At 39.2% G+C, this 25,886-nt stretch carries 27 protein-coding genes; 3 read left to right on the top strand and 24 right to left on the bottom strand.

All coding sequences use genetic code 11. The features are described from left to right. The 21 genes from dxs to JNUCC23_RS14315 form a co-directional block, all read right to left on the bottom strand. A complete protein-coding gene (dxs, locus tag JNUCC23_RS14215) occupies positions 1-1,893 on the bottom strand; it encodes a 1-deoxy-D-xylulose-5-phosphate synthase (protein WP_062178168.1) in 1,893 nt (630 codons plus the stop codon). A 427-nt stretch (positions 1,894-2,320) separates the two neighbouring features. Beyond that, positions 2,321-3,214 (bottom strand): polyprenyl synthetase family protein, encoded by an 894-nt coding sequence (locus JNUCC23_RS14220; RefSeq protein WP_062178163.1) that lies wholly within the window; start codon positions 3,212-3,214, stop codon positions 2,321-2,323. Between the two features lie 2 nt (positions 3,215-3,216). Then, positions 3,217-3,447 (bottom strand): exodeoxyribonuclease VII small subunit, encoded by a 231-nt coding sequence (locus tag JNUCC23_RS14225; RefSeq protein ID WP_028391730.1) that lies wholly within the window; start codon positions 3,445-3,447, stop codon positions 3,217-3,219. Further along, positions 3,440-4,795 carry an exodeoxyribonuclease VII large subunit gene (gene xseA / locus JNUCC23_RS14230; RefSeq protein WP_403072056.1) on the bottom strand — a complete coding sequence of 452 codons (1,356 nt, stop codon included), beginning with the start codon at positions 4,793-4,795 and terminating at the stop codon, positions 3,440-3,442. Before xseA ends, JNUCC23_RS14225 begins: the two co-directional genes overlap by 8 nt. A 476-nt stretch (positions 4,796-5,271) precedes the next feature. Beyond that, complete coding sequence (gene folD / locus JNUCC23_RS14235) at positions 5,272-6,135, bottom strand: bifunctional methylenetetrahydrofolate dehydrogenase/methenyltetrahydrofolate cyclohydrolase FolD (RefSeq protein WP_062178158.1); 864 nt, start codon at positions 6,133-6,135, stop codon at positions 5,272-5,274. A 113-nt stretch (positions 6,136-6,248) separates the two neighbouring features. Beyond that, complete coding sequence (gene nusB / locus JNUCC23_RS14240; protein WP_062178155.1) at positions 6,249-6,641, bottom strand: transcription antitermination factor NusB; 393 nt, start codon at positions 6,639-6,641, stop codon at positions 6,249-6,251. 453 nt (positions 6,642-7,094) lie between these two features. Continuing rightward, positions 7,095-7,508: an Asp23/Gls24 family envelope stress response protein gene (locus JNUCC23_RS14245; protein ID WP_062178152.1), complete on the bottom strand. Its 414-nt coding sequence runs from the start codon at positions 7,506-7,508 to the stop codon at positions 7,095-7,097. Between the two features lie 27 nt (positions 7,509-7,535). Beyond that, positions 7,536-8,888, bottom strand: a complete 1,353-nt coding sequence (gene accC / locus JNUCC23_RS14250; protein WP_062178149.1) for an acetyl-CoA carboxylase biotin carboxylase subunit — start codon at positions 8,886-8,888, stop codon at positions 7,536-7,538. A 13-nt stretch (positions 8,889-8,901) separates the two neighbouring features. After that, positions 8,902-9,393 carry an acetyl-CoA carboxylase biotin carboxyl carrier protein gene (accB, locus tag JNUCC23_RS14255; RefSeq protein WP_454212026.1) on the bottom strand — a complete coding sequence of 164 codons (492 nt, stop codon included), beginning with the start codon at positions 9,391-9,393 and terminating at the stop codon, positions 8,902-8,904. A gap of 410 nt (positions 9,394-9,803) precedes the next feature. Next, positions 9,804-10,379 (bottom strand): SpoIIIAH-like family protein, encoded by a 576-nt coding sequence (locus tag JNUCC23_RS14260; RefSeq protein WP_403070207.1) that lies wholly within the window; start codon positions 10,377-10,379, stop codon positions 9,804-9,806. A gap of 14 nt (positions 10,380-10,393) precedes the next feature. Beyond that, complete coding sequence (spoIIIAG, locus tag JNUCC23_RS14265; RefSeq protein ID WP_062178139.1) at positions 10,394-11,053, bottom strand: stage III sporulation protein AG; 660 nt, start codon at positions 11,051-11,053, stop codon at positions 10,394-10,396. Positions 11,054-11,057: 4 nt separating this feature from the next. Next, positions 11,058-11,669 carry a stage III sporulation protein AF gene (gene spoIIIAF, locus JNUCC23_RS14270; protein ID WP_454212029.1) on the bottom strand — a complete coding sequence of 204 codons (612 nt, stop codon included), beginning with the start codon at positions 11,667-11,669 and terminating at the stop codon, positions 11,058-11,060. Positions 11,670-11,681: 12 nt separating this feature from the next. Beyond that, positions 11,682-12,875, bottom strand: a complete 1,194-nt coding sequence (spoIIIAE, locus tag JNUCC23_RS14275) for a stage III sporulation protein AE (protein ID WP_403070198.1) — start codon at positions 12,873-12,875, stop codon at positions 11,682-11,684. A gap of 35 nt (positions 12,876-12,910) precedes the next feature. Beyond that, positions 12,911-13,300, bottom strand: coding sequence for a stage III sporulation protein AD (gene spoIIIAD / locus JNUCC23_RS14280; RefSeq protein WP_157279403.1), 390 nt, complete (start codon positions 13,298-13,300; stop codon positions 12,911-12,913). 12 nt (positions 13,301-13,312) lie between these two features. Next, positions 13,313-13,516 (bottom strand): stage III sporulation protein AC, encoded by a 204-nt coding sequence (spoIIIAC, locus tag JNUCC23_RS14285; RefSeq protein WP_028391742.1) that lies wholly within the window; start codon positions 13,514-13,516, stop codon positions 13,313-13,315. Positions 13,517-13,535: 19 nt separating this feature from the next. Beyond that, positions 13,536-14,051 carry a stage III sporulation protein SpoIIIAB gene (spoIIIAB, locus tag JNUCC23_RS14290; protein WP_454212032.1) on the bottom strand — a complete coding sequence of 172 codons (516 nt, stop codon included), beginning with the start codon at positions 14,049-14,051 and terminating at the stop codon, positions 13,536-13,538. Further along, positions 14,044-14,973 (bottom strand): stage III sporulation protein AA, encoded by a 930-nt coding sequence (gene spoIIIAA, locus JNUCC23_RS14295; RefSeq protein ID WP_062178123.1) that lies wholly within the window; start codon positions 14,971-14,973, stop codon positions 14,044-14,046. The genes spoIIIAB and spoIIIAA overlap by 8 nt, the downstream gene beginning before the upstream one ends. Positions 14,974-15,248: 275 nt before the next feature. Then, positions 15,249-15,806 (bottom strand): elongation factor P, encoded by a 558-nt coding sequence (gene efp / locus JNUCC23_RS14300; protein ID WP_403070188.1) that lies wholly within the window; start codon positions 15,804-15,806, stop codon positions 15,249-15,251. 18 nt (positions 15,807-15,824) lie between these two features. Then, positions 15,825-16,886: a M24 family metallopeptidase gene (locus JNUCC23_RS14305; protein ID WP_062178116.1), complete on the bottom strand. Its 1,062-nt coding sequence runs from the start codon at positions 16,884-16,886 to the stop codon at positions 15,825-15,827. 58 nt (positions 16,887-16,944) lie between these two features. Next, the gene (gene aroQ / locus JNUCC23_RS14310) at positions 16,945-17,382 is read right to left on the bottom strand and encodes a type II 3-dehydroquinate dehydratase (protein ID WP_403070184.1); all 438 of its coding nucleotides are present in this window, start codon (positions 17,380-17,382) and stop codon (positions 16,945-16,947) included. A 92-nt stretch (positions 17,383-17,474) separates the two neighbouring features. Beyond that, a complete protein-coding gene (locus JNUCC23_RS14315; protein WP_062178110.1) occupies positions 17,475-17,990 on the bottom strand; it encodes a YqhR family membrane protein in 516 nt (171 codons plus the stop codon). A gap of 454 nt (positions 17,991-18,444) precedes the next feature. On the opposite strand from JNUCC23_RS14315, the gene JNUCC23_RS14320 reads away from it, so the two are divergent. Further along, on the top strand, positions 18,445-19,395 hold the full coding sequence (locus JNUCC23_RS14320; protein ID WP_454212035.1) for a DUF1385 domain-containing protein: 951 nt from the start codon (positions 18,445-18,447) through the stop codon (positions 19,393-19,395). A 97-nt stretch (positions 19,396-19,492) separates the two neighbouring features. Further along, positions 19,493-19,858, top strand: coding sequence for an SA1362 family protein (locus JNUCC23_RS14325; protein ID WP_403070178.1), 366 nt, complete (start codon positions 19,493-19,495; stop codon positions 19,856-19,858). A gap of 337 nt (positions 19,859-20,195) precedes the next feature. Here the strand turns inward: JNUCC23_RS14325 and JNUCC23_RS14330 are convergent, their stop codons facing one another. Together JNUCC23_RS14330 and JNUCC23_RS14335 are read right to left on the bottom strand one after the other, a co-directional pair. Beyond that, entirely contained in the window at positions 20,196-21,077 is an 882-nt protein-coding gene (locus tag JNUCC23_RS14330) for a patatin-like phospholipase family protein (protein WP_454212037.1), read from the bottom strand. 192 nt (positions 21,078-21,269) lie between these two features. After that, positions 21,270-22,514, bottom strand: coding sequence for an MFS transporter (locus tag JNUCC23_RS14335; protein WP_454212039.1), 1,245 nt, complete (start codon positions 22,512-22,514; stop codon positions 21,270-21,272). 387 nt (positions 22,515-22,901) lie between these two features. On the opposite strand from JNUCC23_RS14335, the gene JNUCC23_RS14340 reads away from it, so the two are divergent. After that, positions 22,902-24,563, top strand: coding sequence for a glycosyltransferase family 2 protein (locus JNUCC23_RS14340; RefSeq protein WP_454212041.1), 1,662 nt, complete (start codon positions 22,902-22,904; stop codon positions 24,561-24,563). 304 nt (positions 24,564-24,867) lie between these two features. On the opposite strand, the gene JNUCC23_RS14345 is transcribed toward JNUCC23_RS14340, so the two are convergent. Continuing rightward, positions 24,868-25,704 (bottom strand): lipoate--protein ligase family protein, encoded by an 837-nt coding sequence (locus JNUCC23_RS14345; protein ID WP_454212043.1) that lies wholly within the window; start codon positions 25,702-25,704, stop codon positions 24,868-24,870. Positions 25,705-25,886 lie beyond the last annotated feature (182 nt).

Consider the following 25,886-nt stretch of genomic DNA (forward strand, 5'->3'; position numbering starts at 1 on the left):
TCAAGCCCTTTTTTGCTTTTTCGGTGTAATTCGTTTGATGTTCCGCACCGTTTCTTCTACTGTCATGCCGATTTCTGCAAGTAATTGATCCACACTGCCATGTTCAATGAAACGGTCAGGAATGCCCATTCGGTCAATAATTGCTCCATGATATCCATGCTCATGAGCAAATTCAATCACCGCACTACCAAAGCCGCCTTGAAGAACAGCTTCTTCAATCGTTAAAATCGGCATCTTCTGCTCAAGTAATTGATGCATCATGTCATTGTCCAGTGGTTTAATAAATCGTGCGTTCACGACCTTAACGGAATACCCTTGTTTCTCTAACAACTCTGCTGCTTCCATTGCCATTGGAATCGTTGTACCAAATGTTAACACGCAAGCATCTCTACCCTCTTTTAACACATCCCAAGTTCCAATCGGGATTTCTTGTAAAGAATCGTCCATCGGAATACCATACCCATTTCCGCGTGGAAATCTCATTGCAATCGGACCATCATCATATTTCATTGCTGTATTAACCATATGCTGGCCTTCATTTTCATCCTTCGGCATCATCAAGACCATATTCGGAATATGACGCATAAAGGCGATATCAAACACACCTTGATGTGTTTCCCCGTCTGCTCCGACTAAACCTGCTCGATCGATTCCAAAAAAGACGTTCAGGTTTTGCCGGCAAATATCGTGAACCACTTGATCGTAGGCACGCTGTAGGAAAGTAGAATAAATCGCAAGAAACGGCTTCATTTTTTGCGTTGCAAGTCCTGCTGCAAAGGTTGCTGCATGTTGTTCAGCAATGCCTACATCATACATTCGTTCTGGAAATTCACTTGCAAAGCCTTCTAATTTAGAACCGACCGGCATAGCCGGTGTAATCGCAACAATTCGTTCGTCTGTACGAGCGAGTTTCCTTACCGTTTCACTAACAAGTGAACTCCATGCAGGGGCTGTTGTCGCTGTTTTAACAAAATCGCCCGTTTCAATTTTATAAGGTCCTGTTCCATGCCAGTTTCCGATTGTATCAGATTCAGCAGGAGAGTATCCTTTCCCTTTTTTCGTAATTACGTGTAAAAGGACAGGGCCTTTTGTTTTTTTAGCATAACGAAAATTCTCGAATAATTCATCAAAGTTATGACCATCCACAGGTCCCAAGTAAGTAAATCCTAACTCTTCAAAAAATACCCCTGAAACTAACAGATACTTTAGGCTATCTTTAATACGCTCAGCTGTAGCAGCGACTTTCCCACCGACTGCTGGTATTTTCTTAAGTAATAATTCCAGCTCATCCTTCGCCCAATTATATTTTCCAGCCGTACGCAGCCTTCCGAGTACGGAATGCAAGGCGCCAACGTTTGGGGCAATCGACATTTCATTATCGTTTAAGATGACAATCATATCTTTCTTTTCATGACCGATATGGTTAAGTGCTTCAAGTGCCATCCCACCTGTTAAAGCACCGTCACCGATAATAGGCAACACAAAGTTTTTTTCTTTTTTTAAATCGCGCGCTGCAGCCATTCCCATTGCTCCAGAAAGAGATGTTGAGCTATGACCTGTTTCCCAAACATCATGCTCACTTTCGTTCATTTTCGGGAAGCCGCAAAGCCCTTTGTATTTTTTTAATGTATCAAACTGACAAGCGCGTCCTGTTAGGATTTTATGAACATAAGACTGGTGGCCAACATCAAACAAAAATTTATCTTGTGGACTGTTGAACTCCTTATGTAACGCAATGGTCAGTTCAACCACTCCAAGATTCGGACCTAGGTGTCCACCGGTAATCGATAATTTCTCTATTAAAAACTTTCTAATATCGGCACTTAATTCTTTTAATTCTTCATTATTCATCGCTTTTAAAAAAGATGGGTCTTTTATAGATAGAAGATCCAAATTGGATCACTCACTTTCTGTTATTTCCAGGTCTTATCAGAGACCTATCGCTGGAAAATTCTAATTTAATTACTAAAGGAGGATGTTCAAAAAGTCCGGTAAAAAAGCTTGCAAATTGCTTCAAAGCTCATGAATGACCTTCTGTTAAAACCGCGCACATCCTGTGCAAGTCCGGTCCTCACACACGCAAGGTTTGAGACAGTCGCTTTTCGAACTTCTTGGCTCTTTTTATCCTCCTTTTTAAACACGCACTATAACAGCTGTCATTATTCAGCAAATTTCTGCAAATCTCTTCAAAAATAGCCGCCGATACCTTCTGATTTCGGCGGCTGTTAATTCCATCATATTATACCGATTTTCAATAAGATACGCCAGTTAAACAACAAAAGTATAACACAAATAGAATTTCCTAACAATTGTTGTCGTCTTAGGATTTACGCTTTGCAATCATATCCGTTATTTCATTAAGAAGAGATGTATCCAATTGAGTTTTTTCCAACTCTTCATGCGCCATTTTGATATGTTCTGCGAGCCTTACCTTTGCCCCTTCTAAAGTAAGCAATGAAGGGTACGTGCTCTTGTTGTTCGCTGAATCACTGCCAACAGGTTTACCAATTTCTCCTTCTGAGCCTTCAATATCTAAAATATCATCTCGGATTTGAAAAGCCAGCCCTAGATGATAGGAAAACCGTTTAAGTGCAAGAAGCTGTTCGGTACTTGCACTAGATAAAATCGCTCCTGAAAGGACAGATGCCATTAACAACTTGCCTGTTTTATGTTCATGAATATATTGGAGCTCTTCTAGTGATAGCTGTTTGTTCTCGCCTTCCATATCAGCTACTTGACCGCCAACCATCCCCTCAGCTCCCGCCGCTTTAGCGATTTCAAGGATTAAATTGAGCTTCATGTCTGATGTCACGCAAGGATGCTCCGTGTTGGCAATAAGTTGAAAGCTATATGTAAGTAATGCATCACCTGCGAGAATCGCCGTCGCTTCACCAAAAACTTTATGATTGGTTGGTTTACCGCGACGTAAATCATCATCGTCCATCGCTGGCAGATCATCATGGATTAAAGAATAGGTATGAATCATTTCAATCGCAGCTGCAGCCGGGACTCCAGCGTTCACATCCTTCGCAAATGCATCTAATACGGCCAAAACAAGTAAAGGACGTATTCTTTTCCCGCCTGCTTTCAAAGAATAAGCCATTGCTGCTTTTAAGTTATCAGGCGCTTTTAACTCTTCAACATATTCAATCACCTTTGTTTCAATGAGTTGTTTGTATGTTTCTGAAAACGTATGAAATGACGTTGCATTCATGTCTATTCCTCCTCTACTGCGAATTCTTCAAGTTCGCCATCTTCCCTAAGTATTTGCGTCAATTGTTCTTCAACAGATTTCAATTTTGTATGACAAAGTCTAGATAGGTCCATTCCTTTTTTATAGATGGAGATTGCTTCTTCAAGAGGTACGTCGCCTTCTTCTAATTTCTCAACAACTTGTTCAAGTTCTTCCATTGCCTGCTCAAAAGTCAACTCTTTTTCTTTACTCATTATCTTTTCGCTCCTCTATTTTTTCTACTTTACAATGCAAGGTTCCGTCGGTTATCTTCACATCGATATGATCTCCGACCACTACTTGTGATCTGCTTTTAACAAGTGTTTCTTCTTCTGTAAAAATCAGACCATAGCCCCGTTCCATAATTTTAAGCGGACTTAAGGCAGATAATGTTGTAGTAACTGAGACAAATCTTTGGGTGTGCCCTTTTAAAACTGTTTGCATAAGCCGATTCAACATTTTTTCGCTATTGGTTAACCGATCCGCTGCAATCGCTAACTGTTGGTTTGGATGCTGTTTTATTAATTGGGCTAATGTATTTTCGAGCATCTCGTTTTTCTTTTGAAAATATTTGGTGCTCTCGCGTTTTAATCGTTCCGACGCCCGGTCCAATTGTTCGACTTTTTGCTCGTACATTTTTTTAGGATAACGAAAAGCATAAGATTTTGCCAGTCGCGACAGCTTTGTTTGTTCAACATTCACTTGTTCATGAATCGTCCTTGTCAGCCTATTCTTTTGGTTCCAGAGCCGTTCGTAAATTTCTTGAAGATGTGGAACGGCCATTTCAGCAGCTCCAGTTGGTGTTGGTGCACGCAAGTCTGCTACAAAATCCGCAATCGTAAAATCCGTTTCGTGTCCAACAGCCGAAATAATCGGAATATCAGAGTCATAAATCGATTCTGCGACAATTTCTTCATTAAACGCCCAGAGCTCTTCAATGGAGCCTCCTCCCCTCCCGACAATAAGAACTTCAACCTCTTTACGTGAATTCGCTTCGGAAATCGCTTTAGCGACTGATTTAGGTGCATTCGTTCCTTGAACAAGCGCCGGGTATATGATGATTTTAGCAATTGGATATCTTCTTTTAATCGTAGTCAAAATATCCCGCAAAGCAGCCCCAGTTGGTGAAGTAATAACACCGACTGCATGAGGGTATTTCGGAAGTGGTTGCTTATGTTGAGAAGAAAATAATCCTGCCGTTTCGAGTTTCTTCTTCAGCTGCTCATAGGCTAAATATAAATCACCTACTCCATCAGGTGACATGCTCTTGACATACAACTGGTATTGCCCGCTTTGTTCGAATACAGAAATATCGCCTCTCACCAAGATTTTCATCCCATTTTCTGGAATAAACTTCATATTCTTATTATGGGCAGAAAACATCACTGCAAGTATTCTTGCTTTCTCATCCTTAATCGTAAAATACATATGTCCGCTTGAATGCTGCTTAAAATTCGATATTTCTCCTTTTATGTATACATTTTGTAAATGAGGATCCGCATCAAATTTACGCTTAATATATTTCGTCACAGCCGAAACACTTAAATATCTTTGCTCTTCCATCATTTTCTCCTTATCTAAAAAAGTGCACGCGCTCTGTTATGTTTTTTTGCCGTTCATGCCCTCTACTTACTATTTTTAGCGCTTACCCTCGGAATTAATTATCCTATACTTTTATTATAAAACAAAAAAGCTATCATTTGCCATTATAGAACAAGTGACAGCTTCTTCATAAAGTGAAACTTCCATTAGCCAAAGTTTTGCGCTAATGGTTAGTCCCGTTCTACTGTCGCTAATATCTCCGCTTACGCTTCGATAAAAGCGACACTACGAACCCGATTAGTTCAACTAAACCTCCGCTTACGCATCGGTAAGTTTCACTATATCTCACCAATCGGGGTTTTACAGGCTGTTTATCACTAGCTAGCTATTTTACTCTCGTGTAAGAATGAGTGTAGGGATATTACAGCCTGTTAAACCGGGATATTAGTGAAATTTCCATCAGTGGGATGGTTTTCACCACTGATGGAAATTGCTATTTATGCATCTTGTAGGGTAATCGATTTCTTAGCTGATTTAACAGTGTTTTCCAAAAGCATAGCAATCGTCATTGGACCAACGCCTTTTGGAACCGGGGTAATATATGAGGCAACTTCTCTTACTTCGTTAAAAGAAACGTCGCCACATAGCTTGCCTTCTTCATTCCGATTCATACCAACATCAATAACAACTGCACCCTCCTTAACATGAGCAGCCGTGATGGTATCTCTCTTACCGACAGCAACGACCAGTATATCAGCTTGCTTTGTATGATAGGCAAGATCTTTCGTTTTTGAATGGCAATACGTAACCGTCGCACTTTTATTCAGAAACAATTGACCTGCCGGCTTTCCGACGATATTGCTTCTTCCTACAACAACGACATGCTTACCTGCAATTTCACAGCCGATATGCTCAAGCATCACCATAACTCCATATGGTGTGCAAGGCAAAAACGCATCCTGACCAGTCATCATTCGTCCGATGTTAATAGGATGGAACCCATCGACATCCTTTTCAGGCGAAATGGCTTCAATGATATCCTTTTCTTGGATATGAGCTGGAAGAGGTAGTTGTACTAAAATTCCATGAACGGTATCATCATGATTCAACTCATCAATTTTAGTAAGTAATTCTTGTTGGGACAATGTCGCTGGACATTCAACTAAAACAGAATGTATGCCAATTTCGGCACAAGCTTTTTGCTTATTCGCTACATACGTTTTCGAAGCTTGATTATCACCAACAAGTATAACTGCAAGACCTGGAATTGTTCCTTTACTACGAAGCTGGTCCACTTCCTCACGAAGCGTATTTCTTACAGATTGAGCAATTTCTTTTCCATCAATAATTTTCCCTGACACATTCATCACCCTCCAAAGTTAGCTTAAGAAATCGACTGTCTTAAGGTGAGAATGATTTTAGCCGCTTGACCCGAAAATAAATAGTCTTCCCTAGCATGTATGCGATGCACTGGTTATTTATTAAGCTGAGTTTTAACTTTTGACAGAACTGCATTTACAAAGCGGCTTGATTGATCATCACCGAAGACTTTTGCGATTTCAATTGCTTCATCCATAGCAACATTGACTGGAACCTGATCACTGTAAATCATTTCGTACACAGCGATGCGAAGCAAGTTCCGATCAATATTTGCCAATCGTTCAATCTTCCAATTGTCGAGATTAGCACAAATTGTTTCATCAATCTCTTCTTTGTTTTCTTGTGTTCCTTTTACTAACATTTCAAGATATTCATCACTCGGACGTCCGTCCAAAACACTATTTAGAGCATCTTGAATTTCTCCCTTACCAATCTCAAGTTGGTATATGGCCTGTAAGGCTTTTTCACGGGCAGTTCTTCTTTTCATAAAATTGACTCCTTTTATATCGACTATTATATATGAAAATCGCAGCACATACGAACATTAATTAACTAAATCACCATAAATATTAAGTTTTATCTTCAAAAAGAAATGAATCTAACCTTTATGGTGGAACTTGTGCTAATTTTTATCATAAAAAATCACATATGTAACACTCTAACAGAAAATAAGATTGAGTTAAAGTGAAACTTCCCTCAGTGGTGGGTTTCCACTGAGGGTTAGTTGAACCAATAGGGCATTTACGGACAGTTTACTCACTTCAAGTTCTTCTCATTTCTTTACACTAAAACTAGTTTGCAGACGCCACTGTCCGTTAATGCGGGGTAAAGTGAAACTTCTATTCTTTGTATGTCTCAACTTTTAAAGATTTAAACTCTTTCGTGTAAAAAGAGTTTTTTTCACGCAAAAACCCGGCTAAATGCCGGGCTCTCTTTATCCTTACATTTCTTGCTCAATTTCACTTTCTTGTTTTGATGCAGTTTCAAATTGAATACCGACAACATGAATATTCACTTCGGAAGTTTCGAGGGCTGTCATGTTCAGTAGAGCTTGACGAATATTATCTTGAACTTCCTGTGCGATCTTTGGAATGGATACGCCAAACTTCATGACACAATATAAGTCTACCTTAATGCCATCGTCTGCAAGATCTACCTTGACACCTTTTCCGTGGCTTTTCTTCCCAAGCATTTCGACAACACCCGTGGTGAAGTTCCCGCGCATATGCGCAACACCTTCAACCTCACTAGCGGCAATACCAGCAATAACTTCAATAACATCAGGAGAAATTTCCACTTTACCTAATCCATTGTAGGTATCGTTCACTTCAAGCATTTGTTCCATTTCACTCATTTTCAAAGCACCTCCTGTATTTTTCCATTATGAATCCATTACCTCATATAATTCAAGGAATTTTGTGTTAAACTCTCCAGAAACAAATTGTTCGTGTTGCATAAGCTTGCTGTGGAAAGGAATGGTTGTGTGAATTCCTTCTATCACAAATTCCTCTAACGCACGTCTCATCTTGTCAACGGCCTCAGCGCGTGTAGGAGCATGAACAATTAACTTCGCGATCATTGAATCATAATATGGTGGAATTACATATCCTGGGTACGCAGCAGAATCAATACGTACGCCATTTCCGCCTGGCGGAAGATACATTTGAATCTTCCCAGCAGAAGGCATAAAATTCTTTTCAGGATTTTCAGCATTAATCCGGCATTCGATTGCCCAGCCGTTAAATTGCACATCTTCTTGAGATAATGACAATTTCTCCCCTGATGCTACTAGAATTTGTTCTTTGATTAAATCAACACCAGTTACCATTTCTGTCACCGGATGTTCCACCTGAATTCTAGTATTCATTTCCATAAAGTAGAAATTACGGTTTTTGTAATCATAAATGAACTCAACCGTACCTGCTCCGGAGTAATTGACGGCAAGAGCAGCTTTTACTGCCGCTGTTCCCATTTCCTCGCGCATCTCTGAGTCAACCGCAGGAGATGGAGTTTCTTCTACTAGCTTTTGGAGACGTCTTTGGATCGAACAGTCTCGTTCACCAAAGTGAATGGCATTGCCATGTGTATCTCCCATCACCTGGATTTCAACATGTCGGAAATCTTCAATAAATTTTTCAATATATACGCCAGAATTTCCGAATGCTGTTAACGCTTCTTGCTGGGTGATTCTGATCCCATTCAATAAATCTTCTTCTGTTCTAGCAACTCGAATCCCTTTTCCACCACCACCTGCTGTCGCTTTAATGATGACTGGATACCCAATTTTTTCAGCAAGGGCAATCGCTTCATCCGAGTCTTTAATAATTCCTGTAGATCCCGGCACGATTGGTACGCCTGCTATTCGCATCGTTTCCCTCGCTACATCCTTCGTCCCCATTTTCGAAATAGCTTCAGGGGATGGTCCGATGAAGATGACATTACACTCTCGGCAAAGCTCTGCAAAATTAGCATTTTCCGCTAAGAATCCATAACCAGGGTGAATAGCGTCACAGCCCGTTTTCTTTGCAATGCTAATAATATTCGTAACGTTTAAATAGCTATCCTTTGAAGCTGTCGGGCCAATGCAGTATGATTCGTCTGCAAGCTGGACATGAAGAGCTTCACGGTCTGCTTCTGAGAACACTGAAACGGTTTCGATTCCCATTTCCTTGCATGCCCGAATAATCCGAACAGCAATTTCTCCTCGATTTGCAATTAATACTTTTTCAATCATTGAAAACAGCTCCTTATTCCGGCTTTACTAAAAATAACGGTTGACCGTATTCCACTAATTGGCCGTCTTGGACAAGTATTTCGACGATCTCACCGCTCACTTCCGCTTCGATTTCATTAAAGAGCTTCATTGCTTCAACGATACATACAATTGAGTCATTTCCTACTTTTGATCCAATTTTCACATATGGCCCTTCTTCTGGTGATGGCGAAGCATAAAATGATCCAACCATCGGTGATGTAATTTTATGTAAATTTTCTTGATTGCTTGCTTGTGTGTCAGTTACACGTTCAGCTTGTTTTGGTGCTTCTTGTGCAACCTCTGCCGCTTGCATAGCTGCAACAGATTGGACAGCAGGTGCAGCTTGATAAACAACTGGTGTAGCTTGTTCCTGTGTAGTCTTTTTCAATTTAATTTTCGTTCCTTCTTGTTCAAAAACAAATTCATTAATGCTAGATTGATCGACCAATTTAATAATCTCTCGAATTTCTTGTACCTTCAACATCTTGGCACCCCTTGTCTTATTTTATTGTAATAGTTAAGTTTTTTGAATGATTATAAAGTGAAACTTCAATCCGTGGGGGGCTTACTGCCCGGTAATGCGGGATAAAAAGCAAAGACTTCTGAAATAAATATCCAAATACCTACCGGATTAGCCCACGCTTTCCATTGCTGTATCAAAAAAATCATTATGACCAACTACTAATATCATACGATAATTCGTAGTGTGAATTCAATAAATGTTTTAGTGATGCTTACGACTTTTCTTTTGGCGTTCTTCTATCTTACATCTTATCACAATAAATGTGAAATTTTTTTCATTTTAAAGAAAGCGCTTTATCATTGATTACCTTTGATTTTGTTGGTTAACATATAAGAAAAAGAGGGGGTCCGATTAAAGACTCCCTCTTTCCACTATTTCCCTTCATTTAATTTAAATTCAACCGCCACATCTTCTACATCATCGATTTCGGTGTTTACGATCTCCATGATGTCTGCCACTTCTAACGCTGTCAATTTTTCGTCTGTTTTAACTGTGACGTCCACTTTGCTTCCATCAATGCGTACTAAAGCTGCCGGGTAATTCAGCTGCATAATTTCATATTCTAACACTTGTTCTGTCGTTGCTGTTTCACTAATTTTATTATTAGCTTCGACAGCCTGATTTTTTTCTTCCGCTGAAAGACTTGTGTCACCCATTTTATTTGTGAGATCTTCTCTTATTTTACTTCGCTCATCTTGAATATTAAGACGTAATGCCTCGAACTCATCATCTGATGAAGAGATGGCGACCTTTGGCACTTCCTTGTCAGAAACTTTAGCCGTTTCCGCTTTTGGTTTTGTTGTTTCAGTACTCTGTTTGTCCTTTTCTTCCTGTGAAATTGCTACATTAGATCCATTCTGATCTGGACCAGTCAAATAATACACCGAAAGTACAACGACCAAACTTAACATAGTTAACAGCCAAACAGTTTGTTTTTTTAATAACATGGTAAGAATCCCCCTTATTTTTTAGGCATAACCGAAACTCGGTGGCTCGGTACATCCAATGCTCTTGTAACAGCTTCAATGATCCATTTCTTAATTTGGATATTTTCAGCACCTTTGGCAACGACGAGCACTCCGCTTACGTTCGGTTTCTTCGTCTCGACAACGATTGGCCCCTCTTTATCGCCGCTTTTGAGAATAACAAGCTGTTCGTCAATAGATGTGTCATCGACCTCTCGCTTACCACCTTCCTGGTCCGTCTCCACAGTCTCTTGTTTTTGCGTTACTTTATTTTTTTCAAACACTTTTTTCTCAGAAGCATCGACATAGATCACAACTTTAACATCTGAAACACCCGCTATTGATTCAAGTGCTCCTTTCATTTCATTCTGCAAGTATTTTTCGTAGTCGTTTACAGAAGTAAACTGATTTTCAGCCTTTCCAAACGTCTCTACCTCTTTACTTTGGGAGTTTGTTTGATTAAATGTTGTAACAGCATCATTTTTCGACTCTTTATTTGTAAGCAAGCTACTCACCATCATGATGCCGACTCCTAATAAAAGAACAGTCAATACATAGGCATACTTAGAAGGTTTCTTCTCTTTATTTTCCTCTTCACCATTCGTTTGCTTAAAAAGGTTTTTCAGCCATGATAACGGACCTTTATCATTTTTCAATTTGTTAGCCACCCCTTTCTCCGGCAAATTCGATGATTTCTTCGTCTACCGCCCACTTTGCAGCAAGGAACCCTCTAATATGATCCAAGTCGCTAGACGATTTCTGCGATGATTGTTTCGTGTCTATGTCTACTTTAGCAACCACTTCAACCGACGCTGTCTGATCTTTTGTCTGCTGCAAGACGATTGAAATTTTTTGTAAATCATCCGGAAGGCTAGGCTGATCTTTGTTTTTTACTTCGAGATTCAATGACTGAATTTCCATTTTATATTGATCCATCAACTCCTCTTCCACCCCTGTCCTCATATCGACAGCCATTTGTTTTAAAATATATGCATCCTGTACGGCTTGTATTTCTTTTTTCTTCAATTCTGTTGAATTTTCTACCTGATGATTTGTTTTTTCATCAATTGAACTCGTTGCAATCTTCAATAGATCATCAAAGTCTGATTGAAATAGCTTTAGAATCGGCGAGATAATCACAGCAATCAGCAGTAAACCGATAACCATCTTTGCATACTTTTGCATGGCCGAATTCGGAAGTAGCATATCAATGACAGTCGCAAGGAGGACAAACACGATAATATTTGTAACCCAGCTCGTAATAAATTCCATAGATTCCCCTCCCTACCGAACCATCAAAGTAATATTACCAGCAGCAATGATAACGGTAACGCTGAGGAAAAACATCATCGATACAATCGCAAGTGCTGCAAAAATATAAATCATGCTTTTACTAATAATATCCAAACATTTAATAACAGGACCTCCGCCAAGCGGTTGTAATAATGCTGCTGCTAATTTATAAATAAAAGAAAGCATTAATATCTTTAATGCTGGAAATGTGATGATGAAGAGCAATATAATAACGCCTGCCATGCCAACTGTATTTTTCAAGAGCACTGACGCATTAATAACCGTGTCAGCCGCATCTGTGAACATCCTACCGATAACCGGAATAAAGTTGCCTGTCACGAATTTCGCTGTCCGAATGCTCACGCCATCTGCAACAGCCGTCGTAACGCCTTGTACGGAAATAACGCCAAGAAAGATAGTCATAAAAGCGCCTAGTAGACCAATTGCCCAATTTCGCAATAACTGTGCAAGTTGTGTTACTTTGTATTGTTCGGTCATCGTACTGACTACACTTAAAACAGCAGATAGGTAAAGCAGCGGTAATACAACATATTGAATTAATACACCGCTTGAATTCATTAAAAATAGAAGAATGGGATGGAAAAATCCTGCTGATAGTACCCCGCCAGAACTAGCAATCAAAGCAAGGAGTAACGGCAGCAGTGCCATTAGAAAGGCAATCATCGTATCAATCGTTTCTTGGGTATATTGAATGGCTACATGAAAGCTATTCAGCGCAAGGATAATTAACACTAAATAGACAATGGAATAGGCTACCTTGCTAATCGTGCTTTGTTCAAACGCATTTTGGAGTGTTTGTAAAAACATGCTGAATACGGTTAACAAGATGAGCGATCCGAGCAGCTTACCATTCACTAGAAGCTCATGAAAAACAAATTTTCCAATCCCTTTCATCCATTCTGAAAAGGAAAATTTCTTCTCACCGCTGACAAAATCCATAAAACTCCCTTTTTGACTTTCCGGCAAAAAACCACCATATTCCGTGACAATACTATCCCAAAATCCCTGCAGCTCTTCGACACCGAGCCGATCCATCTGAGCTTGTACCAAATCGGATTGAAGAACATCCATTTCCTGACTAGTTTCTGAGGCAAGTACCGCATCACTATGCATAAAAAAGAGAGCGATTAACAAGAAGGAAAAGTAGAACGTTCGCTGCTTCATAGATTCACCTCATAATTGCCGCAGGTGTCTACCTGTCAGCTCGGTATCAATTGAATGATTGTTTCGATGATGACTGTCAAAATCGGGATAGCCATGGCTAGAATTAGAATTTTTCCGCTTAGCTCAATCTTTGAAGCGATTGAACCAAGGCCGGCATCTTTTGTAATCTGGGCAGCAAATTCAGCGATATAGGCGATCCCGATAATTTTTAAAATAGTTTCTAAATACACCATATTGACATTTGCATTTACGGCGAGCTTCTCGAGCATTGTAATTATTTCGTATATTTTGTCAACGAGAACGAGAAAAATGGCACAGCCAGTAAAAACAACTAGTAAAAAGGCAAAATTCGGTTTTTGTTCTTTTACAATAAGTGCTAAAAAAGTGGCGATAAGTGAGATCCCGACAATTTTTAAGATTTCAATGGCCGATCCCTCCTACTGGAAAAGAAACACAGATTTAATTTTTTGAAATAAATTTTCAACGATGCTGGCCACCATAAACAAAATATAGATAAAACCAAAAAGAGTAACCCACTGCGCATACTCCTTTTTTCCGACTTGATCCAAAATGGTATGGAGAAATGCAACAACTATGCCAACACCTGCAATTTTAAATATGATATCTACATCTAAGCCCATTTAAGGCCCTCCATTCCTGCTACAACAGCAAAATGATTATCAACACACCCGATAAAAAGCCGAAGCTCTTCATCATCTTTTCATACTTATTTTGACGGTCTGTGGCATCACTTTCTTCTCTTTCCAAATGAATCATGGCCAATTGAATCTGTTTCTGCTGAGAAAGACGATCATGCTGACCAAGCGTCTCACCGAATTGGACAAGTATTTCGTATTCACCTTGCTTAAGGGCAAGTTGTTTCCATACTCGTTTTAAACTCGTTTCCCAAGCAGTCTTTACTGTCGTTTCACCACCTGACAGCTTGTCAGCAAAGCTTTCAAAAAAATGGGATAGAGGCTTTGGCAATTGCTTAGAAAGTTTAAAAGCAGCTTCCGTTAACGGTGTTTGTCCATACATGATTTCCGCTTCCAGAGACTGAAGCGCTGACTTAAGCTGTCGTAATTCTCTTGGTCTTTGTCTTAACACACGGGCTAATTCAAACCCGACCCAGGTTGTAGCTAATACGATGAGCGCTGCACCAATGAACTTAATCATTCTTTGACACTTCCAATGTCGGGACAGCATTTCCTGTCTCATCAAGGACCTTACAGCCCCAGCCAGATTTATCTCTTCTATTTAATTCGATATAGCGTTCAAATATGTGTTGATTAAGGATTTGTGCCATATACGGACGTTTTTTTAAATCAGCCAATGTTCGTCCATGTGCAGTGATCACGAGCTTAATTCCTGCATTAACCGCCTCCAACACCGCAGCCGTGTCCTCAGGGCGACCGATTTCGTCAACGATTAACACATCTGGCGACATGGAACGAATGAGCATCATCATTCCTTCAACCTTTGGACATCCGTCAAGCACGTCCACCCGCGGCCCAAAATCAAGCTGGGGCACCCCCCGAACGGACCCGGCGATTTCAGAACGCTCGTCAACGATACCGACTTTCTTAGGTGGGATATTTCTGCTTTCACATCCAGTTGAAATAATTCTTGCTATATCACGTAAAAGCGTCGTCTTTCCTGTTTGAGGAGCACCGATGATGATCGTATGATGCCATTCGTCAGTGTATAGACTTGGAATCAATTTCTCTGCCGTCCCAATTTTCTGTCTCGCAATTCGAATATTAAAGGACGACACATCTCTGATCGCTTTTACCGCTCCATTTTCAAGAATAACCTTACCTGCAAGTCCAATTCGATGACCACCACTTACTGTGATATACCCTCGTTTTAATTCCTCTTCTAAAGCATATAAAGAAAATTTACTAATATGATGAAGCAGCTGCTTAGCGTCTTCATCATGAACCAAATATGGTAAAAAGGTTGGTCTACCTTCGATAATCACTTCAAGAGGTCGTCCAATTCGAATCCGTAGTTCTTCAACTTTATTTGCCATTGACAGTGGAATTTTCCTAAATTGCTCCTCCAATTTCTTCGGCAATAGAGTATACACCGTATCCATGCCCGAAACCTCCTATTTACAGCTAATCATTTGTTAAAATGTATGTTTGATTCATGAATTTATGACAAGAATTGGAGATAACTCTTATTAACTTACGCCACACTTTTAAAAAAATTAAAAAGATATTCCATGAAGTGAAACTTCAATCAGTGGGGGTTTTACTGCCCGTTAATACGGGATAACAAAAAGGGTCAGACCCCGCGACACAATATACAGTTCAATGAACTGTGTATTGTGTGCGTGGTCTGACCCTTTTAAGACACCCACATTAAGCCTTATGCACGAGATACATAAGATCCTTCAGTTGTATTAATAATTAACTTGTCGCCTTGGTTAATGAAAAATGGCACTTGTACAGTTAGACCCGTTTCAAGTGTAGCTGATTTCGTTCCACCAGAAGATGTATCACCTTTAATTCCTGGTTCTGTTTCCGCTACTTCAAGCGTTACGTTTTTTGGAAGCTCAACACCAAGCGTTTCTGTTCCAAAAGTCATAACATGTACTTCCATGTTTTCTGTTAAGTATTTAAGCTCATATTGGATATTTGTTTCTGGAAGCTCAATTTGTTCATACGATTCGTTGTCCATGAAAACATGAACATCTCCACTTGCATAAAGATATTGCATTTTACGGTTTTCAATATGTGCTTTTGCTACTTTTTCACCAGCACGGAATGTTTTTTCTTGAACAGCTCCAGAACGAAGATTACGAAGCTTAGAGCGAACAAATGCAGCGCCCTTACCTGGTTTAACGTGTTGGAATTCCATAACTTGCCAAATGCCATTATCTACTTCAATGGTTAAACCTGTTTTAAAATCATTAACTGAGATCATTTTTTTCCTCCTGCTTGCTTATAAAATAATTAATTCTTTTGTTGAATGTGTTAATGCTTCATTACCTTCCACTGTAATGATCGTATCATCTTCAATACGAACACCGCCTAAACCAGGCACATATATTCCCGGCTCACAAGTTACAACCATTCCTGGTTCAAGAATTGTTTCGGATTTGAGAGAAAGCGCAGGACCTTCATGCACTTCAAGCCCAATGCCGTGTCCCGTTGAATGGCCAAAATACTCACCAAAGCCTTTCTCAGCTATGAGGTTTCGAGTAAGGGCATCCGCTTCTTTTCCAGACATGCCTGGTTTAATTCCAGCCATACCCCGTAACTGTGCTTCTAAAACAATATCATAGATTTTTTTTAGCTCTGCAGCTGGTTCTCCAACTGCAAGTGTGCGCGTAATATCTGATACATACCCGTTATAATAAGCACCGTAATCAAGCGTGACAAAATCACCGTTTTCAATGATTTTATCTGTTGCAACACCATGTGGCAGAGCCGATCTTTTCCCAGAAGCCACGATGATATCAAAGGATGAAGAAGTGGCACCTTGTTTTCTCATAAAGAATTCAAGTTCATTTGAAACGTCCAGCTCGGATATCCCAGGACGAATAAATTCAACAATATGTGTAAATGCAGCATCTGCAATCGCAGCAGCATCCTTTAATATATTAATCTCTGAAGAAGTCTTTATCAAGCGTAAATTCTCGATCATCCCTGATACAGGTACAAGTTGGGCATTTACTAAAGCTTCATATGCTTTAAATGTCGCAAATGTCATATGGTCTTGCTCGAAACCAAGTTGTTTAATCCCCATCTTCTTCGCTTGATTAGCCACTTCCTCGATGATCGTCCCTTTGTGCTGAACAACCTCGTACCCAGTCGCTTGATTACCTGCTTGCTCCACATAGCGGAAGTCTGTAATAAATTTCGCTTCATTTGCTGATATCAAAGCAAGACCTGCGGTTCCGGTAAAATTCGTCATATGGCGCAGATTGTATGTACTCGTAATTAAAAAGCCATCCACGCCTTTTTTAGCCAATTGTGAGCGGAATCTCTCTAGTTTCTCCATAACTATCTCTCCTTTATCCTGCTTTAATGGACAGTAAGCCCCCCACTGAGGGAAAGTTTCACTTTATTATCGTTTCGATGGCTCTTAAGGCAAGTAGATAGCCTTTGACACCTAAACCGACAATTTGTCCAGCTGTGACTGGGGCTGTTACAGAAACATGACGGAAACTTTCCCGTGCATGGATATTAGATATATGTACTTCGATAACTGGAACATCAATTCCTGCTATTGCATCACGAATTGCATAGCTATAATGTGTAAATGCTCCAGGATTGATAATAATCCCTGCAAAACCGGCATCCTCTGCCCAGTGTAGTTTATCGATAATATCCCCTTCATGATTAGACTGATAACAGCTTAGTTCAAGCTTCAACTCATCAGCCAAGTCCGCAACACTCTTCTCCACATCACGTAATGTCACTTTTCCATAATGCTTAGGTTCCCGTTTACCCAGCCTATTTAGATTAGGCCCATTTATTAACAAAATTTTCCCCATGTCCCACTCCCCCCTTAACTCCAACTACCTTTTAGTGCTCACCATCCATATTCTATCATAATTGCGAATTATCTTACTACCTTTTACAAATTTCAGCTCGTCTCCTCCTCAGATTTATCCCTATTTAACGCCCTTTGTAGTTCCCCATATTCATAAGAAATTGAATACCCTACAAATACCCCATATAAGATAAATAAACATATACTTGTAATCCCTGTATCTGCTGTCATTTTTGAAAAAGAAGGCAGGTCAGGAAAGATCGGTTGAAGGATCAGGATAAAAATAAGCCATAAAAGAGCTCCGTACACAATCCCAGCAGAAATATGATTCACTTTACGAAAAAGGGCATAGTACAGGTACGCAAAAACAATGGATACAATACTATAAATAATGAGAGTCACCACTGCCCCAAGCCAAGTATGAATCCAAGCAGCATTTGACCAAGATGTAAAAATAAACTTTGGACTAACATCCATAAAATGAAAAAAAGCAGCAACAAGTCCGACCGCACACCAAAGGAAACCTCCATATACGCCAATAACAAAAACATCCCTTAAGATTGATTCATGGTATACGACGCCGTTCACTTGTTTCGGTCTATTCGACATACACATAACACCTCCGTTACTAGTATGTCCCATAAGCGATGGAATCATTTCCGCATTTTTAATTCGCAGGCTCAAAATGGATTTTTTCCATCTGGTGTATATCAGCCTATGCGTGAAGGTCTCATAATTGGACTTGGATTGGAAATGACCGATTTTAGCAGAGATTTGTTGTTAAGCGCCCATTCAATGCCACCGTTATTTTTCAGGGTATTGACCAAGCATTTTTTTCTTTCATTATAAGCACGTCGTTATTGCAAAAAACTGGTTAGTTTTGTATGATTAAGAGAACATCAAAATGCGTGGAGTTTCTTCTTAGAAGGATGTTTGATCTTATCAATCAATAACAGGTTTATTTACCATATTACTTCATAAATAGAGCGACCTGTTCATACATGAATAAGAGAGTAACACTAGATGAAAAACCAGTAAATATAAGGATAAGTTGGTGTCTACAATGTCTGATACAAAAAAACCTGCATATGGCGGGCAGGCCGTTGTTGAAGGGGTTATGTTTGGCGGCAAACATCATACCGTAACAGCCGTACGCCGGAAAGATTCAACCATTGACTACTATCACCTGCCGCGACAAAGCAAGCCCCTCCTGCAACGTTTTAAAAAAATTCCGTTTCTGCGCGGTATTGTGGCGATTATTGACTCGAGCGCTACCGGATCTAAACACTTAAATTTTTCAACCGAGCAATTTGAAGAAGATGCACCAGAAGAACCCGGAAAAGTAAATGAGTCAAAAAAAGAATCTAAGCTTGCAATGTGGCTAGGTGTCGCTGCCATCGGAATCATCTCCTTTCTGTTTGGTAAGTTTATTTTCACGCTAGTTCCCATGTTTTTAGCTGAGCTAACTCGACCGATTTTCCAAAGTCATACTTCCCAAATTTTAGTGGAAGGAGCTTTCAAACTACTTCTATTACTTGTCTATATTTATTTTGTATCCTTAACGCCGCTGATCAAGAGAGTATTTCAGTATCACGGTGCAGAGCACAAAGTGATCAACTGCTTCGAAAGTGGTAAGCCTCTAAGTGTTGAAAACGTTCAAGCTTCTTCTCGGCTTCATTACCGTTGTGGCAGTAGCTTCATTCTTTTCACAGTCGTTGTTGGCATCTTTGTTTATATGTTTGTACCAACTGAACCGCTTTGGTCAAGAGTCGTCAGTCGAATTGCCTTAATTCCAGTCGTCCTCGGAATATCTTTCGAAGTTCTTCAGCTTACGAATAAATTAAGAGATGTACCTGTGCTTCGTTATTTAGGGTACCCTGGATTATGGTTGCAATTGCTGACAACGAAAGAGCCTGATGACACACAAGTTGAAGTGGCACTTGCTTCCTTTAACGAGTTGATGAAATTGGAAAGTCGTACTGAACAAGATTTAAAAAACGAAGATATCGTGTAAAGTTTAAGAGAATATCCCATGACAGGAAAATTAATTTTCCTTCGGGCGTTTAAAATGACTTAGATTTGCTCATGATGCTCTTAAGGAGGTGTCTTTGTTGAATCGTTCATTGTCTTATATAATTTACGGAATCATCGCCTTGGGAATTTTCGGGTTATTTGCCAAAGTCGTAAATGATCCAGTTGGTTTTTTGCGAAATATCATCGTCATGATCGTTATTGCTTGCGCTATCTTTTTCATATATCGCATGATTACACAAGACAAACATGGGAATGCCGGGCAAAGAGCTTTTAAGAAAGCTGCCAGAAAGACAAAGAAAAGAACAAAGAGTAAAAGCAATATCACTAGTTTTTCAAAAGCTGCAAACTCAACAAAGAAAAATCGAATCAGAAAGAAATCTGATATCCATTTGACCGTGATTGAAGGTAAAAAAAATAAAAAGAAAAATCGGGCGCATTTTTAAGCAGTCCGATTTTTTCTTTTTCTATAGATAAGGTGCGGGCTTCGCAAAATCAGCTCCGCACCGCCCTTCATAGTGATTCAATTTGAAAATCTGAACCTTTTTTATCGTTTTAGTTGGGAAAGATGCTCTTTGAGTTTTATAGCGGATGTTCAAATAGTCCGGTAAAAATGCTTGCGCATTGCTTCAAAGCTCATAAATGACCTTTCTGTTAAACCGCGCACGTCCTGTGCACAACACAGAAGTCAGCACATCCTATGCAAGTCCGACCCTCTCGAGATACGCTCCTCGAACTTCTCGGCTCTTTTTATCCTCCTTTTTGAACACACATTATAGAAAATTAATACGTCCAGCTTTTTAAAAAAGTCTCTGCACACTTTCTCCCTCGCTCAACTAACATCTCTTTATTGTCTTCCGTTAAATGAAAATCAGTAGCCGATATCCCCGTCATCGGAATAAACAAGATATTTTGGGCTACTTTTTTCGATATATATCGAGAATCGTGTGCATCTCTCATTGTTTTAAAAAGTGCTGCAAACATTTCCACAGCGTTATTGATTTCATCTACTTTTTTGCCAAGCCCATCCCCTCTTAGATTCATTCCGATAACTGGACGCGTTTTCTTACCTTCTTCAGTTTCAAATAGCCACATCGGAAAATTACTTAAAATCCCGCCATCTACAAATAAACTGCTCGACTGACGCCATTTTAATTTAACTGGCTCAAAAAAATAAGGAATGCTACAACTCATCCTCACAGCTTTTGCAACTGGAAATTCAAGTGGATTTACGCCATACTTATCAAGATCATCTGGCAATACCGCTAACTGTCCATTCGTAATATCACTTACAATAATCCGTAATGATTGATATGGAATATCGCCAAACGTAACAATGCCGCGCTTAGCAAGCTTAGCTGCAATCCATTTTTCAAGTGCATCCCCTTTAAATAATCCCATTTTCCGATACAGCATCAGCCATTTCACAAATGGAATAGGTAAGATTCTCCGTGGATCCAATAGCTCTTCAATATTCGTTTCATTCAAAATTTCTTTCATTTCCTCACCCGTATACCCAGCTATCAGTAAAGCCGCAATGATTGACCCTGCACTCGTTCCTGCAGATTGTTTAAAGACAAACCCTTGTTCTTCCATCACCTGAACGGCTCCAACTAAAGCAAACCCCTTAATTCCACCACCGGAAAATACCCCATCAATAATCATTGAAGTCCTCCCCCATCATCCGGTCTTGTTACATTTTTAATCCGGAGCTGAGGATTTTATTACTGTTTCTTTTGATTAAATGATGGATTTGTACATCCGACTTACAATAAAACGAACATACATTCCGATAATTAAAAAATAAAGGCTGTCCCACAACGAAAGGATTAGATTCTTTTTCAGGAAACCTCGCTTTTATACTGCCGAAGGTCCTATTTCTTTCTCTGGTTTACTCTTGATAAACTTAAATACTAAAAAAAGAATGCAAATACTTAAGACCCCTGTAACAATATACGTCATGTTCAAATAATTCTTCATAAGCAATGACATCACCGGGGGGCCAGCCGCAACTCCGATAAAGCGAGCGGAGCTATAGAACGACGAGATCGTTCCTCGCTCATCTTTCGCAATATTTTCGGTAATCATCGCATCCAGTGCTGGAAGAATCGCTCCGATTGCTCCCCCTAAGACACTTGTGATAACGAGAAGCAAGAATAGTTTTTCATGTGTATAGCCTACAAAAACGACGCTAATAGCTAAGAGAAATAGACTAACCATTACGATTTTCCGCATCATAGCAATATTCCCTTTGATTGCTCTTCCTGTCACAAATGAGGATATGCAAAGTAGAGAAAGTGGAATCGCTAACACGAAGCCTTTTCGCACACCTTTTATGTGATGAATTTTTTCTAGATTTTCTGAAAGAAAGAATAAGACACCGAATAAAACGAGCATAACAAACGCACCAATGATAAAAATGGTACATAGCCATTTCCCTTCAATTTTAAAGGTTTGCTTTGTCTTTCGCATAAACTCTTTAAATTTTCTTGGCTCTTTTTTCTCCTTTGGACTCTTAATAAAGAAAAAAACGAGCACAATCGAAATGAAGCTAAAAAAGGAAATAGAGAAAAAAGGCAGAAACCACAGAAAAACTGCAAATAGTGAGCCTAATATCGGACTTAGTACTTTTCCGAATGTGTTTGAGGTTTCAATGATTCCTAAACAGGAGCTAGTTTTTTCATCATCTGCTTGATATAAATCCCCTACTAAAGGCAGCACAATCGGCATGGCGCCTGATGCACCGATTCCTTGAAGGATCCGGCCGATAATGATCACCATATATGGATTCTCCAATTTCCATGAAGCAAAACCAGCAATCAGCCCGCCAATCAACGCTAAAATCAAACTTGGCACTATCACTTTTTTTCGGCCGATTTTATCAGACAAATAACCGGCAACTGGAATAAGAAAAATCGACGCAACTGAATAACTTGTAATAATCATGCTCGATTGAAACGAAGTAATTCCTACCTTTTCCTCAAAAACGGGCAGCACCGGAATGAGCATTGAGTTTCCTAATGTCATCACAAGCGGAATCGATGCCATACTAACAATACACCAAGTGCTAACTTTATGATCACTGAACTCCTGGTTTTCCATCAATTAAAGACACCTCTTCTAAGCAAACAATACTTCTATTCTGTCCGAAATCTCAGAAGAGTCTCATGGGAAAAAGAAACAAAATAAAAACCTGCTTAAGAAGTTCCATTGTTAGATCATAAAAAGACAAATTATCTGACAGATTATATCGAAAACTGATTCCTGAATGAATTCACAGTGAACCTTATTTAAACTAGTAACATGTCGCCTAGCTATGCACAGCTGGTTCTCCTTTAGTAAATCGCCTAACATAATTAAAATATTTTTGTACAAAGACTTGATTACTTTTGTCAAAGTTTGTAAAACTGATGAATGAGTCCAATATCAAAATAAGAAATGATTCATACTCTATATTATTATTCAGTTGATGTGGAGGAAAAAGTAAAAATGGGGAATGCTAATAAAAAAACAAATAAGAATATATTCATACACAATGAGGTAGTAAAAAAGCAAACGCTTGGAAACACAAGGCTAATAAAAGAACAACAGGTTGCATATAAGCCGTTAGGATATAGACAAATAGTTGATAACAAGCAGTTAGTAAAAAGACAACAAGTTGAAATCGAGACGCTAGAAAATAATCAGCAGATTGAGATCGAGCCACTAGATAATAGCCAGCAAGCTGAGATCAAACCACTAGATAATAGCCAGCAAGCTGAGATCAAGCCACTAGATAATAGCCAGCAAGCTGAGATCAAACCACTAGATAATAGCCAGCAAGCTGAGATCAAACCACTAGATAATAGCCAGCAAGCTGAGATCAAGCCGCTAGATAATAGTCAGCAAACTGAGATCGAGCCACTAGATAATAGCCAGCAAACTGAGAACTACGAATTAATTGTCAAAAATAAAGAACTGAATAACATAAAAGTAAGTATTATTATGCCTTCATTTAATAAATATGAATATGTTTCATTGTCGCTTTATTGCTTGTTAAAACAAACCTTTGATTTCTCTGAATTCGAGGTAATCTTAATAGACGATTGTTCCAATGACCAAACGGCTAGAATTCCTAAAGAATTCGATCCTCCCTTTAAATTTAAATATGTTCGACCTTTCATAAATCAAGGTAGATCGCGTGCCCGTAACTTAGGGATCAAACTTTCAGAGGGAGAAGTCATTATCTTCCTCGACGGAGAAATGCTAACAGAACCTGATTTCGTTGAAAATCATTATAAACACCACGTACATGATAAAAATGTAGTAGTAACTGGTGCCATGCACTATCGGGGGATCTATACTTTTTTAACTTCTAACTTCAATAGGCAGCAATGGGAACATATTGATGACTTTGTTCCACGCGATCCTTATTTTATTTTTCCCTATAAGGAATATAAAAAAAATCATCACACTTCCAACATGTCATTCCCTCTTATCACAAAAAAAGACATTGATGAAAATCGCTTTAAAAATTTATCCTTTCCAAACTGGTATTTTACTCAGGTGCTAACGAATGGATTAAATCAATTTGGGATGGATTTAAGTGATTATACACTACCTTATATTGCCTTTCTAACAGGTGATGTATCAGTCAGCAAAGAACAGCTTGATAAAGTTGGGTATTTTGATGAATCATTTCTTGGTTATGGGGCAGAGGATTGGGAACTTGGCTATCGTTTTTATAAAGATGGTGCTCGCTTCATAATTGATCCTTCAACATTTTGCTATCATCAGGAGCACCCGACATCTTCAAATAATTTTCCTGAGGCAATGGGTAATTTATATAAATTCATGGAAAAATTCCCTAACTTTGATGTGCTAGCATTAGCATTAGAACATAAGCCCCTTAATTTCGTCCAAATTCATTATGTGGTCTCACAATATAATGAATTATGTGAAAAACACCCGCAAAAATATAGAGAATTTAAAGAAACCTACCAGAAGATGCTATTTAAGATAGTCGAAAACTTGAAAAATAGTAAACCACTAACAAAATTCCATGTGAGCGACAGTATGTTGTCAATAAGACTTACGGAACAATTAAATGAAATAAAAGCACAGCATTGGTACGCTCTTGCCGATTCTTTCGAAGAACTTTATAGTCAATAATGAGAATCTAAAAAAGCTCAACACCTGAGAGTTAGAACAGATTTGGATCAAATAAGTAGGCCCATGTTCACGTACAACTGATAATAAATAATGAGAGACCAAAAGGGTCAGACTACGCACTCTATACACAGTTCATAGTGGTACTTACGTTTAATGTGAACTGTATATTATGGTTGCGGGGCTGACCTTTCGTTATAGGAAACCCACATTATCAATGTGAATCCTATGGAGAAGTCATTGATTGAAAATATTGCAAGTGAACCGATGAAAAACCATAGGCCATTTTTTAATCCGATGTTTCATCTTATCTCATAAAGTTCCATTCATCTGCTTCATATTTATCTTGCGCTAAGTTAGTTACTTCTTTTTCTTGGTCTTTTGTCAGGATGAGAGGCTCAAGATTAATATTCAAACCAGTAGCAAACCCTTGGTGAAAAGCATCCTTTGCCTCATCTAAGCTTATTTTTCTTGTGTGTAAGTCATTGATGGCAACAGCTTTACTTTTAAAGCTTTTCATCATCCGTTCCTTCACTCGTTCATTCGGAAAATTAAAAAGACTAAACAGTTTCTCATCATCCATATCGAGCAAGATCGATCCGTGCTGCAAGATGACTCCCTTTTGTCTCGTCTGGGCACTTCCCGCTACTTTCCTGCCTTCAACGACAAGCTCATACCAGCTTGGCGCATCAAAGCAAACTGAAGTTCTAGGTTCCTTCAATGCTGCTTTTTCCTTTTCAGTAGATGGTACGGCAAAATAGGCATCTAGCCCAAGATTTCTGAAACCCATTAGAATCCCTTCTGAGATTACTCGATATGCTTCTGTCACATTTTTGGGCATGTCTGGATATTCTTCGTTCACAATTACACTATATGTAAGTTCATGTTCGTGTAAAACAGCCCTGCCCCCTGTAGGCCTGCGTATAAAGCCTAATCCTTGTCTCTTTACCTCTGCTATGTTTATTTCTTTTTCCGCTCTTTGGAAATAGCCGATCGATAAAGTTGCCGGATTCCAACCGTAAAACCTTACGACTGGTGGAATCTCCCCATTACTATGCCAATTCAACAACGCTTCATCCAATGCCATATTAAACGCTGGTGTGCTGTTTCCTGAATCAATAAATGCCCACGTTTGCTTTCCCATAAAATCCTCCCATAGTACATCTGTCATTCTCTATTGAATAATAGGAAAGACGTAAAATAGAATACTCATCCATACCGTATAATTGTATCAACATTTACCAAATATCAAAAGAAATTCAACTTTAACAAACATTCCTGCCATTTCAGGAAAAATCTTTTGATTAAGTCTCGTTTCAATTATAT

It is taken from the genome of Peribacillus sp. JNUCC 23 (genome assembly GCF_053653995.1).

Bases quoted from the DNA above. Each gene is read 5' to 3' on its own strand.
- JNUCC23_RS14220 (WP_062178163.1), bottom strand. From the start codon at position 3,214: ATGAATGCAACGTCATTTCATACGTTTTCAGAAACATACAAACAACTC.
- JNUCC23_RS14225 (WP_028391730.1), bottom strand. From the start codon at position 3,447: ATGAGTAAAGAAAAAGAGTTGACTTTTGAGCAGGCAATGGAAGAACTT.
- xseA (WP_403072056.1), bottom strand. From the start codon at position 4,795: ATGGAAGAGCAAAGATATTTAAGTGTTTCGGCTGTGACGAAATATATT.
- nusB (WP_062178155.1), bottom strand. From the start codon at position 6,641: ATGAAAAGAAGAACTGCCCGTGAAAAAGCCTTACAGGCCATATACCAA.
- JNUCC23_RS14245 (WP_062178152.1), bottom strand. From the start codon at position 7,508: ATGAGTGAAATGGAACAAATGCTTGAAGTGAACGATACCTACAATGGA.
- accC (WP_062178149.1), bottom strand. From the start codon at position 8,888: ATGATTGAAAAAGTATTAATTGCAAATCGAGGAGAAATTGCTGTTCGG.
- accB (WP_454212026.1), bottom strand. From the start codon at position 9,393: ATGTTGAAGGTACAAGAAATTCGAGAGATTATTAAATTGGTCGATCAA.
- JNUCC23_RS14260 (WP_403070207.1), bottom strand. From the start codon at position 10,379: ATGTTATTAAAAAAACAAACTGTTTGGCTGTTAACTATGTTAAGTTTG.
- spoIIIAF (WP_454212029.1), bottom strand. From the start codon at position 11,669: ATGGAATTTATTACGAGCTGGGTTACAAATATTATCGTGTTTGTCCTC.
- spoIIIAE (WP_403070198.1), bottom strand. From the start codon at position 12,875: ATGAAGCAGCGAACGTTCTACTTTTCCTTCTTGTTAATCGCTCTCTTT.
- spoIIIAC (WP_028391742.1), bottom strand. From the start codon at position 13,516: ATGGGCTTAGATGTAGATATCATATTTAAAATTGCAGGTGTTGGCATA.
- spoIIIAB (WP_454212032.1), bottom strand. From the start codon at position 14,051: ATGATTAAGTTCATTGGTGCAGCGCTCATCGTATTAGCTACAACCTGG.
- spoIIIAA (WP_062178123.1), bottom strand. From the start codon at position 14,973: ATGGATACGGTGTATACTCTATTGCCGAAGAAATTGGAGGAGCAATTT.
- efp (WP_403070188.1), bottom strand. From the start codon at position 15,806: ATGATCTCAGTTAATGATTTTAAAACAGGTTTAACCATTGAAGTAGAT.
- JNUCC23_RS14305 (WP_062178116.1), bottom strand. From the start codon at position 16,886: ATGGAGAAACTAGAGAGATTCCGCTCACAATTGGCTAAAAAAGGCGTG.
- aroQ (WP_403070184.1), bottom strand. From the start codon at position 17,382: ATGGGGAAAATTTTGTTAATAAATGGGCCTAATCTAAATAGGCTGGGT.
- JNUCC23_RS14315 (WP_062178110.1), bottom strand. From the start codon at position 17,990: ATGTCGAATAGACCGAAACAAGTGAACGGCGTCGTATACCATGAATCA.
- JNUCC23_RS14320 (WP_454212035.1), top strand. From the start codon at position 18,445: ATGTCTGATACAAAAAAACCTGCATATGGCGGGCAGGCCGTTGTTGAA.
- JNUCC23_RS14330 (WP_454212037.1), bottom strand. From the start codon at position 21,077: ATGATTATTGATGGGGTATTTTCCGGTGGTGGAATTAAGGGGTTTGCT.
- JNUCC23_RS14335 (WP_454212039.1), bottom strand. From the start codon at position 22,514: ATGGAAAACCAGGAGTTCAGTGATCATAAAGTTAGCACTTGGTGTATT.
- JNUCC23_RS14340 (WP_454212041.1), top strand. From the start codon at position 22,902: ATGGGGAATGCTAATAAAAAAACAAATAAGAATATATTCATACACAAT.
- JNUCC23_RS14345 (WP_454212043.1), bottom strand. From the start codon at position 25,704: ATGGGAAAGCAAACGTGGGCATTTATTGATTCAGGAAACAGCACACCA.